This is a genomic window from Ereboglobus sp. PH5-5, from assembly GCF_029504805.1.
Classification (GTDB): domain Bacteria; phylum Verrucomicrobiota; class Verrucomicrobiia; order Opitutales; family Opitutaceae; genus Ereboglobus.
In genome coordinates, this window is the sequence record NZ_JAQFIT010000022.1 from 1 (window position 1) to 13,160 (window position 13,160).

Consider the following 13,160-nt stretch of genomic DNA (forward strand, 5'->3'; position numbering starts at 1 on the left):
CGGCGGGTAGGCGGCACTTGCACGGTTATTTGAGGGCTCACCCGCAGGGTGAGCGCAAATCGGGGGCGCTGGCGTTTCCATCTCCCTGCTCTTACCTCATTTACCCCCGCCTGGCTCTCTTTTTCATTTTCCTTTTTAGGATAAACCAGCTCGATCTTCAAGGTCGAGAAAAACGACTCGTTCTGGGCGTTGCCGTAACAGTTGCCGCGACGGCTCATGGACGCGAGGATGTCGTGCGCGGCCAGTTGCGCGCGAAAGCGTTCGCTCGCGTATTGGACGCCGCGATCGGAATGCAATATGAGCCCGGACGCGCATTTGCCGCCCCGGCGCAATATGGCCATTTGCAATGCGACGATGGCAAAGTCGGTCGCCAGCGACGCGCTGAATGCGCAGCCCATGATGCGCCTGCTGTGCGCGTCGATGACAACCGCCAGATAGAGCCAGCCTTCCGCGGTTTCCAGATAGGTGATGTCAGTGCGCCACACCTGGTCGCACGTCACGGGCGCGGCGGAGCAGGCAAGCCGGTTTGGGGCGATATGGGGCCACCGTGGGCGCTTTGGGTCGTGCGGGGCCGGTAGCGTCCGCGCTGGCGGCCCCGCAGATTGTCCTCGCGCATCAGGCGCGCAACACGGGTTTTGCCGGCGCGCCGGTTCCGCGAGCCGTTTTCCCACGCATAGTAGCCGGCGAAACGCTCAGTATCTCGCACAGCACCAATATTGGATAATCGTTTTTTACGTGTTTTATCAGGGCATAGCGTTCGCGGACGGGTCGTTGAAGATGGCCACCGTTTTTTTAGTATCTCGCAGCGCATTTGCAACGCGCGGTTTTCGCGGCTCAGGCGCGCCAAGCCGCGCCTGAGCCCGTCGCCGCCATGCCCTCAAGCCGTTGGTCGAAATACCAAAGTGCTCGGCGGTGAGCCTGAGGCTCGTTCCCGTGCTCGTCTGATAGGCGAGCACCTCGTTTTTGAATTCCGGCGCGTAGGCTGGTTTTGTTTTGGCATGTTTCTTTTGTGGTTATGCCTGCACCTCCTGTCCACTAATCAGGGGTAACCTCAATTTATCAGCTTATCACACACAGTGCACATTTACCTATAGAGAGCATCGCAAATCGGGCATGGATTATGCGTTGTATTCGGCGAGCGCGGCTTGCATCGCCAATATATTTTCACGCGGGGTGCCGGGGCTGGTTCCGCCGCCCACGGAGAGGATTATGTTTTCGCCGCGGCTTTTTTCCAGCACGTCCAGCGTCGCCGCGCGCACTTGCTCGGGTGCTCCTTTCGCCATGATTTCGAGCGGGTTTACGTTGCCCATCAGGCAGAGGCGGTTGCCGACGCGGCGTTTTACATCCGCGATGTCCGTGTGCTTGCCCCAGTTGAGCACGTGAAAACCGACGTCGGGCAGGTGCTCCAGACATTTTTCTATGGAGGCGTCGTTGTGATAGATTTTTATCCAGTCCTTCGGGAATGCGTCGCAGATGCGTTTCAAATATGGGTGACAGAATTCCATGTAGTGCTCCTCGTTCACGAAACCGACGATGTCGTCGAGCAGCAGGAATCCCTCGACGGTCGGGCCAAGTGCCGAGACTTGCGCTTTTAGCCAGTCGATTGTCATGCGCGTGCACAGGTCGAGGAGCTTGTGCGCGTAGTCGGGGTTTTCGACGAGGTCCATCATGAGCTCGGTGACGCCGCGCACGAAGCTCGCCGTGCACACCGGGCCGCGCGTGACGGCGAGCGGGAGCGTGTGCCCGGCGTCGAGGATTCGCTGCCGGTGCATGCGCATGCGGTGCAGCGTCATTGCCATGAACGAGTCGTGCTCCACGTCGTAGGCGGGGAGGTTGTCGATGTCCTCAATGCGCGCGAGCATGTGCTGGTCGCTTGGCGTGTTGCCGGGGAAGAATTGTATTTTCGCGCCGAGGACGGACGGCTCGGCGGCCATGCCGTATTCCATCCACCAGGGCGGGACGAACATGATGTCGGGAAATTCGCGATGGATTTTCAGGTGCGACTCAAACCACAATTCCGGGTTCAGATAAAAATCCATGTGGTTGATGCCGAGGTAGCCGGGAATCCACGGGCTGTCGATGATGAGCGCCATCGGAATGGCGTCGAGTTTTTCGCCGCGCGCGGCGCGTTTGAAGGTGTTCCATTGAGCGGGTGTCATAAGCTGTATTATTCGCGGGCGCTGGATTTGATTGCTTGCTCCGTGGTTGTGGGGCCGTGGACGATGAGCTTCCCATCTGGCAATATTTCCATTCTGTCGATAAAGACCACCCGCTCCCTGCTTTTCTTGGTGCGTCCGTGATACACACAATACAGGGTGCCGTTGGCATGCGTGAAAACCATGTTGTGGCCGGTGCCGGTGACGTCGCCGCCAGTGTTGGTGTTTTTCTGGAGCACGGGATTATTGTCGGCCTTCTTGAACGGGCCGAGCGGGTTGTCCGATGTGGCATAACCGACGGCGTAGTTTTGGCCGCCGTAATAATTGGCCGAATACATCATGTAATAAGTGCCGTTTTTCTTGAATATAAACGATCCCTCGGTCCATCGGCGGTTGACTTCGCGCGAGGTGACGGAGCGGCTTTCCCATTCGGCCTGCTTGTCATCCAGTCGCTCGGGTGGTCGCAGAAGAAGCTTGGGGCTGCCAATGATACCGGAAAAATCGGGCTTGATTTCAACACCATAAACCCAGCTCTCCTCAATTTCTTCGAAATAACCGTTCCTCCGCGCCCAATCAGAAATCTCGCTCGCCACAGGATTTTTATAACAACAACGTGAATAATATAAATAGACGCGCCCACCCTCAAAATACAAATTTGCATCAATAATAGGATATCCCGGGTCGAAAATCGGACGGTTCATCAAATCCCTGAACGGTCCCTCCGGTCTGTCGGCAACGGCCACGCCAATGCGAAAGTTTTCCTTTTCGTTGTTCGGGTTATCCTTCCAGTCGGCACTGAAAAGCATATAATACTTCCCATCGATTTCGTAAACTTCGGGAGCCCAAAAGTCCTTCACCGTCCATGAACCGGGCAACGCCCCTTCGTAAACGCGCCCCAATTCCTTCCAATGCAAAAGGTCGTCGGAGACACATGCGCGAAACCCTTTCTCATGATCGGTAGTGCCATACATGTAATACTTTCCATTGGAAGCCTTCAGGACAAACGGGTCTCCAAACTTTACCGCAAGCGGATTTTTGTAGGTCACGGGCGAGGGGGTGTTGATTTCAACCCTTGTGGAGGGCGGCCCCATGTAGGCGCGCTTCATCCCTCCCAAATCTATTACAATTTTTTGGAGCACAATGCCGGGATCGCCGCAAATCACACGGAGCGTGTGCCTGCCGGGCTTGGATATGTGCAGGGTTGTCTTCTTAATGGCGCAGTTGCGAAGCACATTTTCATACCAATCCTTGGCATACTCAAATGACGAGGACGTGGGCGTCAGCACGGCGCCATTGTCTATGCAGATCCCAAAGCGGGTTTGTATGTTTGTGGATTCATGGCCGGCAAAACCGGTATCGGAATAGAGGGGGAAGGTAGGAAGTGCATAAGTGTAAACATCAACCGACCCGTGATGAAATGTATAAAAATCATATTCAAGTCCCGGACTTTTCAAATTGGCGGCGCCATGCCTTGGAGCCGTCGGATCGCCAAGCTGCACGGAAACATCCTCAAAGCCAAGATTAGGGATAATGCGCATCTTAACCTTGGCATTCTCCGTCTTGCGGTGAAACCCCGCGGCTGGAATCGAGACACAACCGTTGTCCTCCACATAAAGACCGGCAATCTCGTCCAGCGAAGGCACCCTCGGATTGAACACGGAGACAAGCACCTGCTTGATCTCCCCGCCGGCGGAAATGTTAACAGCGCCCAACACATCGTCGCCACGCGGAACCACGCCCCAGTCGATCGACACGTGGACACGCTCCTCCGCGGCCGTCCGTCCCCGTGTTTTATCAATCACAATCCACGGCGCGGAAGTGGACAAGCTCCAGTCAATCGGTTGCGCGCTTTTATTGTATATGTCGAAATAATATGAGCGCTTCAAAAAAGGATTGAAAGAAGGCAAAGCATGATAACTGCGGGAGCCCAGTGGCGCGTCGCCGCCCTCCACTTGAATGCCAAAAGATTCGCGCTCGGGCAAAGTGAGCGAATCCGTTGGAGGCTGTTTATAATATGAAGTCGGCCCGCCCATGCGCAACGACATGATGCCGTTCCATTTGCCGCCGAGCAGTTCATTGTATTGCTTGGTAATGGCGACAAGTCCGTCATGGCATTGTTTCGCCTCATCACGCAGCGAGTTGGTCGCTGCGCGCCCTTGAGCGGCATACCATCGGTTTTTTTGCGCGGTGAGATGCATCTTATTCATAAGCTCCGCCCCCCGGATGGGATGATATACAAGTTGAAAAAACGCCGGCTTTGCATCCTCGGGCAACTCCAGCATGAGACGCTCCGCAAGCCTGGCCATGCGGTCACAATCGGCAAGCCGCCGCTCAGCCTCACGGTAATTAGTGAACGAGAAATCCGTGTCGGTGGTTCGTTCGCTGGGATGCTGGTTGGAATTCCATTCATATCCCCAGCCCATTAATTCGGGGCGGCGCGCGAATGCCAAACGATAAAATGTGGTGGTTATATCAAACAGGTCCTTGTAATATTTCTTCCCGAACATGCTTGCGAGCCATCTGGCGTTCCACGAGTCTATGTTCTCGTAATTGAATGCGTTTATATCATATGCCATTTCAAGAAACAGCGTCATGGCGGATTCGCATGATTTGATATCACCGACATTCAGCAGCCATATCCGGTCGGCGGTGGTGTCGTAAGCCTTCCGCAACTCCGAAAACATGAGCGCGGGCGGTGTCGATGCCATCCAGAGATAGTCGTGCGGCTTGCCGAGATATGACACATGATAATACACGCCAGAGCGTCCGGAGCGTTTTTGCTCCCCTGGGTTGCTGAGGCGCTTCATGTAGCCGTAATTGTCATCGGGCCAGACAATGGTGACATCGTCGGGCAGTTGCAGGCCGCTGGAGTAAACATCAAGCACCTCTTTGTAGGGGGTAAACGCCTGCGGGATTTCCGTGAGGGGCCGCTTGAGCTCATCGGACAGAATTTGGCGTTGATCCGCGAGAGCGCCCTGCATGATGCGCACGCGTTCCGCCATGTTGTTACTACCGCTCATGGCGCGGTCATGCAAGCCGCGCAAGGCAAGTGTATAGACATTTTCATATTTTCCGTTTTCCTCGACGCGCCTGCGAAGCACCCGGTTTATAGCATCCCGGTTTTTCACAAAATCCCATTCCCCCATGGTCTTCCTGTCCCACTCCGAGGCATTATTGAACAAAAGCGGTTCGCAATGGACCGAGCCCATGACTATGCCATAGGTGTCGGCGATAACCTTGTTCTCCGGAATTTTATTGAACGCGGTGGACGCCTCGTGCATTGCGGGGCAGAGATAGTTTGCCTTGAGGCGGAGCAGCAGTTCGCAAACTTTTTCATAGGTTTTGGGGCCTATGTTTTTTCGCTCTGGCTCGAAAGTCATCTTCGCCCAACGAAGCAGCCCCCAGTCCTCGTCGTTTATAAAAATACCCCGGTATTTGACGGATGGCGGGCGCGACACAGCGCGCTTTATTTCCAGGACTAACTCATCGCGTTTTTTGCAAGGCACATCGGCCCACCAATACCAGGGCGACACCCCGATCCTTTCGGAAACATCAAAAACACCGTAAGCCGTGCCGCGGCGGTCGCTGCCCACAATGACAAGCGCTCTCTCGACACCCGGTTCGGGGTTGCGCAGCACCTGTATTAGATAGCACTCCCACTTGCCGCGTATGGCGGAGACATCAAGCCTGCCCTCGGATATCCAGCGGTCTATGCGACTGCTGGAGCCGATGCTTCCAATAACAACACTATTTTCGGAAAGTTTAGCCGGCGAAGGCTCGACCTTTATTGTTTTACCAGTGACACGCTTGACATCGTCCGCAAAGAGTTGGGCCGCTTTTCCCACGAGCACAGCGTCGTTCTTGTCGTGAACAATCACGCATCGGGCCTCAGGGCGAACCAACACAAAGGAGATTGCGTCCCGCGGCATTGTCTCCGGCTGCGCGCAAGCAACAGAGGCCTGCCATGCGAGGACGGTCAGAATTAAGGCGTATTTAATTCGTGTCATGATATTTTAATATGCAAATCAGTCAGCGGGCGAGTGTCGGCGGGGGGCCGGCATAGGTGCGCTTCATTCCACCGCAGTCGATTACTACCTTTTGCAACATCGCGCCGGGATGGGCGCAGTATATTTTAAGCGTGTGCTTGCCCGGCGAGGACAGGTAGTGCGTGGTTTTATTGATGCGATTGTTGCGCAGGATGCTCTGTATCCAGGGCGTGCTGTAATAGGGAGCGCCGGACTCGGGCAAATAGACGGGGCTGTTGTCCACCATCACTCCATAACGCGTGCCGTGGCTGGAATTGAGGGGGAAGACGGGGATCATGTGAGTATAGACATCCACCTGACCCGCGTGAAATGTGTAAAAATCATATTCGACGCGCGGATAGTTGCGGCGGGCGGGCGCGACGTAATTGGAAGTGAGCACGAGACTGTCCAGATATTTCGGCACAGCCAGGGGCTCGCCAAGTTGCAGCACCCTATTGTCGGTGCCAAGGCCCTCTTTTATTGTGAATTTAATATCATCATCCTCAATCTTCCGGTGAAACCCGTCCGCGCTGATGCTGACCTGCCCGTTGTCCTCGACGTAAAGCCCTTTCAATTCATCAGCCTCGGGCGCGGCGGGATTAAAGAGGGGGACGGTGACGGTCTGCTCCCCGCCGGAGGTGGCGCTGATTTTTATGGAGCCGAGGACATCAGTCCCCCGCGGAGCGGCTCTCCAGTCAATGGAAACCTCGACGCGAGCCTCGTCAGTCGTCGCACCGGAGGTCTTGCTTAATATTATCCAGGAAGCGGACGGCGTGGCATTCCACTCGAGGGTTCCGGTTCCCTTGTTGTAAATATCAATATAATATGCTTTTTCCAGATACTTGCTGAAAGCCGGAAGAGTGTGCGGGCGAGGAGTTCCGAGATTATAATCCATGCCCTCCGCCGCCACGCCCAGCCTCGGGACAGCGTCGAGCTTTGGAGTGGCAAGACGAGGAATCTCGAAAGAACGCGCGCCGCCGTGGACGAGTGACATCATGCCATTCCATTTGCCGTTGAGAAGCGTGTTATACTCCTTGGTGAGCGCCTGCAAATCCGCGCAGCGTTGCAACACCCGCTCCTTTATTGCGCGGGCAGAAGCGCGTTGTTGCGCGGAATACAACCGGTTTTTTTGAGCGAGTAGTGAAATTTCATTAGCCATCGCCGAACCGCAAACGGGATAATGCACAAGCTGGAAATACGCGGGGACCTCATCCGGGGGGAGTGACTTTAGTATGGCGGCGGACTTTTGCGCGATGCGGGCATAGGCGGCAAGACGCAGGTCGGCCTCGCGACTATGAACGATGGAAAACTCGGTGTCGCCAGACTTTTCCATGTATTCCGGTTTGCGGATGAATGCGAGATGGTAATAGGTTTTTATAATATCGTTGAAATCAGCGCGATGCCTTTCACTGAATATTTTGCAGAGAAAATCAACAGGATGCTCGATTATATTTTGCGGATTGAAGCTGTGGATGTCCCAGGCCATATCCATGAAAAGGGAGATGGCGTATTCGGCGGGCTTGATGTCGCCCACGTTGGCCAGCCAGACGCGGTCGGCGGTGGTGTCGTGCGCTTTTTTCAACTCGTTATACATTAGCGCGGGAGGAGTGGTGTTTATCCAAAGAAAATGCCTGGGCGGGCCCCAGTATGAAAGATGATAATAAACGCCGGCCCGGCCCGGGCGTTTTTGCTCGTCCGGGTTGCTGAGGCGCTTCATGTAGCCGAAATCGTCGTCGCCCCAGATAATGGTGACATCGTCCGGGAGCCTTAATCCGTGCTCATAGGTTTCGAGAACCTCCTTGTATGGCGTGAATGCCTGGGGAATTTCGGAGGCGGGCCGTCCAAGCGTGCTTGAAAGTATGCCGCGCTGGTCATCAAAAACTTTTTCCAGGAGGCGGGCCTGCTGGGCAAGGGTGAGATTGCCGGCCATGACCGAATCGTGGATGCCCCGCATGGCGAGCGTGTATACATTTTCATAGCGCCCGTTTTCGTTAACACGCCGGCGAAGAACCTTGTTTATGTTTTCCTTGTTGGTCGCGTAATTCCATACCCCCATGGTTTTCCGGTCCCACTCCGATGCGTTGTTATAGAGAAGCGGCTCGCAATGGACGGAGCCCATGACGATGGCGTAGGAATCCGCGACGACCTTGTTGTCGGGATACTTGTTAAACGCGCCAGTGCAGGAGTGCATGGCGGGGCAAAGGTAGTTGGCCTTGAGCCGCAGAAGCAGCTCGCAGATTTTCGCATACGTTTTCGGGCCGATATCGCCGAGTTCGGGATCGTATGTTTTCGAGGCCCAGGGTTTAAGCCCCCAATCCTCGTCGTTGATAAAAATGCCCCGATACTTTACGGACGGCGCCTTGGAAACGGTTTTGTTTATATCGAGTGCAATCTCGCTTTGTTTTTTCACGGGCACATCCGCCCACCAATACCAAGGGGACACGCCAATGCGTTCCGAGATGAAAAACAGGCCGTAGGCGACGGCGCGGCGATCGCTGCCTGCAATGACGAGCGCGGTTTTCACATGCGGCGCGGTCTCCGGGAAAGGCGCGTCTATTTGCTGTATTATATATTGTTCCCATTTCCCCAGAATGGGCGAAAGGTCGAGTTTGCCAGACGAGGCCAGTCGGCGGATATGCGCGTTTTTCTCCACGGTTCCGGCAATGATTATATGCGTCACATCCGGGGGGAGACTTTCCACTACGGCGGGTTTTGTCGCGGTCACATTTTCCACATCGCCGGCGAAAAGGGCGGCCACCTTGCGGACGACTTCATAATCAGCCGAATCGACGCAAATCACCGCACTCGTTTTTGCAGTGACAAGCGGAAACTCGCGCGCACTGGACTGCGTGCAAAAGATTGGTGCGAGAGCGGCAAGGAACGCCGCCAAGATGCGGCTTTTATTTCTGAACATCATTTTTGGCGGGTGATTTGGATTTCCGCGGAATTTCTGGAACACGGGCCAGCTGGCCAAGCAAGTCCGTTACAACAGAGGGATTACTCTTGGCAATGTTGGTCGTTTCGCCGGGGTCGGAAATCATGTCGAAAAGTTCGAGCGATCCCTCAACGGCGGGGGCCTTCGAGGGGTGCGTGACGAGCCGCCACCGGTCAGTTCGAATCGCTCGCTGTCCCTCGCTCCAATAACTAATGGCGGGCTTCACGGATGGCGCGGCGGGGTTGTCGATGTGCTTGCGCAGGCTGCGTCCGTTGAGATTTTCAGGCATGGGAAGCGCGCAGAGATCGGCAAGCGTCGGAAAAAGATCGACCGTCTCCACAGTCGCACCGGTTTTTGCGCCCGGGTTTGACTGACCCGGCACACGTATCATAAGCGGAGTGCGGACAGCGTTTTCGTAAAGCGTGTGCTTGCCCCAGATGGCATGCTCGCCGAGCAGAAAACCGTTGTCCCCCCAGAGTATGACGATGGTATCGCGATCCAAACCGAGCTTTTTGATCTCATCGAGGACACGTCCAACCTGGGCATCGACGTAGCTGACGGAAGCGGCGTGGGCGCGGCGGATATCAAGCGCATAGGCGGCGTCACGGTTGGGATTGCGATTTTGCGCATCTTTGTAATTGCCAAAAAACTCGCGACTACGATGCCAGCCGGACGGCTCGGGTGGGCGGGCGGTGGCGGCGGGAGGCGGAATTTGTTGCGAAGCGTGCAAGTCAAACCAGCGTTTCGGCGCGGCAAATGGAAGATGGGGCTTAAAAAAACCAACGGCAAAAAACCACGGTTTGTTTTTTCCTCCATCATTGCGCAAAGATCGAAGCGTGGCGACAGCTTCCCCGGCAATCCAGTGGTCGGGATACGCGGAATCGGGACCGTCAAAACATTCGAGCGGCGCGGATTTCCCGGGGACACGGCGTTGACCGTTTGCGTAACCGTGCATGATTGCCGCCGGCGTCTTCCACGGGGTCTCGGGGAGCCAGCAGCGATCCCATGCGCCGGGCATTTCCTCCGGTCCCTCGGCCCAGTCCTTTCCGGAACGTCCGCCGGGATAGTGCGTGATTTTCCCGAGCGCAAATGTCCGGTAACCGTGCTGGCGAAACCATGCGGGCAGTGTGCGCGTCCCGTAATCGTCATGTGTGGCGCGCATGGCGTTATTGCTGATGTGAATGCCGCGCCGCGGATAAAGGCCGGTCATAAGCGCGCACCGTGAGGCGCCGCAGGTGGGCACCTGCACGTAGTGGTTTTTGAACACACGCGCCGTCTCGGCAAAGGCATCAATTTGCGGAGTCCGCGCGTGGGAGGCGCCGAGGCAGCCGAGCTCGTTGGGCAAGTCGTCAACCGCTATGAAAAGCACGTTCGGATGCGAAGCGGAAGCGGGCGTGACGACGGCGAGCGCCGCCAGTCGCAGGCCAACGGAAAACAGCAGGATCAATACGGTGCGGGCGAATGGAAATGGCAACATGACGGAAATGTTTAACGAATGCGAACAGTTGATAAAAAAACAGCGTCCCCGGTGCGATCATGTTTTAGAGTCGTTGGTTTCATTAAAAAAACGCGCACCGTTCACCGCGCGGAGAAACGGTAGACCGTGACAGTATCGTAACGCTCGCCCGGGCGAAGAATCGTGCACGGGAATCCGGATTGGTTTGGCGAGTCCGGTGAGTGTTGCGTCTCAAGGCAGAAGCCGGCGCGCTTTTCATAGGCGACTTTGCTTTTGCCGACATTTTTCCCGTCGAGGAAATTGCCGCAATAGAACTGAACCGCCGGCTCTCCCGTAAACACCTCCAGCACGCGCCCCGAAACGGGCTCGTAAACCTCGGCGGCCTTCAGGAGCGGAGAGCTGAGATTGGCGACGAAGCCCGCCGGCCGGTCGATGATGAAGTTATGGTCGTAACCGCCGCCGAATTTGATTTGTTCGTCATCGGCATCGACCCGCTCGCCGATGGCGCGCGGCTTGGTGAAATCGAAAGGCGTGCCGGCAACCGGCGCGACCTGCCCGGTGGGAATCAGCCCCTTGTCAACGGGCGTGTAGTGCGAGGCGTTGAGCGTGAGCATGTGGTTGAGGATCGTGCCGACGCCCTCACCGCGAAGATTAAAATAGGAATGGTTGGTGAGGTTGACCGGCGTGGCCTTGTCAGTCGTGGCGGCATATTCAATGCGCAACTCATTCTTGTCAGTAAGCCAATAAGTGACCGTCACGTCGAGGTTTCCCGGATACCCTTCCTCGCCGTCCTTGCTCACATAACGAAGCTGCAAGCCCGCGGTGTCTTTTTCGATGACAGGCGAGGCGTCCCACAGCACTTTGTCAAAGCCCGCCTTACCGCCATGAAGCGCGCACGGAAGACCGCCGGGCGCGTTGTTCGTGTTGAGTTTGTAAGTCTGCCCGTCGAGCGTGAACTCGCCTTTTGCGATGCGATTACCATAGCGACCGATGAGCGCGCCAAAATATGGCGAGGCTTTTATGTAGTCGGAAACGTCGTTGTAGCCGAGCACAACATCAGCGAAATTTCCATCGCGGTCTGGAACAATAACACGCACAACAATGCCGCCGTAATTGGTGATGGCGACCTTGGCGCCGTTGTTATTGGCAAGCGTGTAGAGATGCGCCGCGCGTCCGTCCCGCAGCGCGCCGAATGACGCCATGGTAATCGAAGAGGCGGACGCGGAAAGGAAACAAACCGGGACAATCACGACAAAAACAAGGACGGCCGAAAGGCGCAAATTACACAGTTTCATAATAAGAGTTCAGAGTTGTCGCGGACTCACCTTCCTCCCCCATGCTGATTGTGGGTATTCTTGATTTCCAAGGCTTCGGCAAGCGCGTCAAGCATTCCGTAGCCAAAACGATTGTCGGGAAGGAGATAATGCCCCTCCGACCATTCGTTAAAACAGGCAATTGTAATAATGCGCGGCACCTCGGGATTTCGGTTAAGATAGGCGAAGGACGCCTGCACGAACGCCTTGAAGGCTGCGGGGCTTTCGTTTTTGAAAATCGTGCAGGCCGGCCATGCGTCTCGGTTCGGCTTTTCAGGACGGGACGGAGGGGCGATGTAGCGCGGCGTGGAATCCCACCCCGGCGCAAGCGCGGGAATGTAGGGCACCTTGAAGTCGCGTTTATGCTCGGGCCAGAGTTTGAAGGCCACATCCGCGGCAGCGACGCCGTAGTCACAAAGCTCCTGGTTCTTCGACTGATAACGACGCGACATCCAATCGAGGGGATTATACGATCCGGCGGTGTCGTAACCCGCCTCGACGCTGTTGGGCGAATAGAATCCCGACGAATGAATGTGAATGCCGGGATGCCCGAGCTTGCGCGCATAGTCGCGCAATTCGGCGAAAAGTTTTTTCACCGCCGGCAGACCGATGCTTTTTTCAAGACTGTTGGGATCCCAAATGCAAAGAACCGGCTTGCCATCAATGCGCCAGTAGTTGGACATGTGGAAATAACGGGAAATCATATACGAAAGGCTGCGCCAGCACTCCTCAACAGTCTTGTCAGGCGGACGGTGGCTGGGCGGGTAAGCGCGGCGTCCGTTCGTCTGGAGTGTGGGATATAATATATACCATGGGTGATTGGTCCACATGCAGGCAAACTTCACGTCGTTTGCATTCGAGGCGCGCAAAAATCCGTTTTCGAGAGCCTCGTGCAGCGCCGGTTCGCCGTCATACCAATACCAATCCCATATATACACATCAATACCGTGCTGTTTGGCGAGCTGGTTGTATTTTTCCCAAGTTGACGGCTTGCTTTCATCGAGTTCCCCGAGAAGCGGCGTGCGCGGCTGCGCGTGGCCGTCGAACCAAGGGCGGGCGGAGCGGATCAGGTTATACTCGGTCCAACCCGGGGCGTATAGTTTGTCATGAATGGCGGAAGGATGGTAATTTGGAAAAACATAGCAGGCAACCGTAAGGTTATCCGGTTTTTTGAGGAGCGCCACGTCGCCGGCCAATTTATTGAGATCGTCCGGCAATCGCGCCACCTCTGTCCGCGCTGCCGCAGTCTTCATCTCGGGCGAAACGCCAAGCGGT

General features: G+C 55.9%; 7 protein-coding genes. All 7 read right to left on the reverse strand.

All coding sequences use genetic code 11. The features are described from left to right. On the reverse strand, positions 1 to 500 hold a 500-nt coding region (locus tag M2103_RS12540), incomplete at its 3' end, for a DDE-type integrase/transposase/recombinase (RefSeq protein ID WP_277510994.1). Between the two features lie 618 nt (positions 501 to 1,118). After that, positions 1,119 to 2,159 (reverse strand): uroporphyrinogen decarboxylase family protein, encoded by a 1,041-nt coding sequence (locus M2103_RS12545; RefSeq protein ID WP_277510996.1) that lies wholly within the window; start codon positions 2,157 to 2,159, stop codon positions 1,119 to 1,121. 8 nt (positions 2,160 to 2,167) lie between these two features. Next, complete coding sequence (locus M2103_RS12550) at positions 2,168 to 6,061, reverse strand: glycosyl hydrolase 115 family protein (protein WP_277510997.1); 3,894 nt, start codon at positions 6,059 to 6,061, stop codon at positions 2,168 to 2,170. Between the two features lie 124 nt (positions 6,062 to 6,185). Then, positions 6,186 to 8,882, reverse strand: a complete 2,697-nt coding sequence (locus M2103_RS12555) for a glycosyl hydrolase 115 family protein (RefSeq protein WP_277510998.1) — start codon at positions 8,880 to 8,882, stop codon at positions 6,186 to 6,188. Between the two features lie 199 nt (positions 8,883 to 9,081). Beyond that, positions 9,082 to 10,593, reverse strand: a complete 1,512-nt coding sequence (locus M2103_RS12560) for a sulfatase (RefSeq protein WP_277510999.1) — start codon at positions 10,591 to 10,593, stop codon at positions 9,082 to 9,084. A gap of 101 nt (positions 10,594 to 10,694) precedes the next feature. Further along, a complete protein-coding gene (locus tag M2103_RS12565) occupies positions 10,695 to 11,774 on the reverse strand; it encodes an aldose epimerase family protein (RefSeq protein WP_277511001.1) in 1,080 nt (359 codons plus the stop codon). 119 nt (positions 11,775 to 11,893) lie between these two features. Beyond that, on the reverse strand, positions 11,894 to 13,102 hold the full coding sequence (locus M2103_RS12570; protein ID WP_277511003.1) for a glycoside hydrolase family 99-like domain-containing protein: 1,209 nt from the start codon (positions 13,100 to 13,102) through the stop codon (positions 11,894 to 11,896). Positions 13,103 to 13,160: the final 58 nt, after the last annotated feature.

Excerpts from the sequence above, each read along its gene's own strand:
- M2103_RS12560 (WP_277510999.1), bottom strand. The coding sequence starts at position 10,593 with ATGTTGCCATTTCCATTCGCCCGCACCGTATTGATCCTGCTGTTTTCC.
- M2103_RS12545 (WP_277510996.1), bottom strand. The coding sequence starts at position 2,159 with ATGACACCCGCTCAATGGAACACCTTCAAACGCGCCGCGCGCGGCGAA.
- M2103_RS12565 (WP_277511001.1), bottom strand. The coding sequence starts at position 11,774 with ATGGCGTCATTCGGCGCGCTGCGGGACGGACGCGCGGCGCATCTCTAC.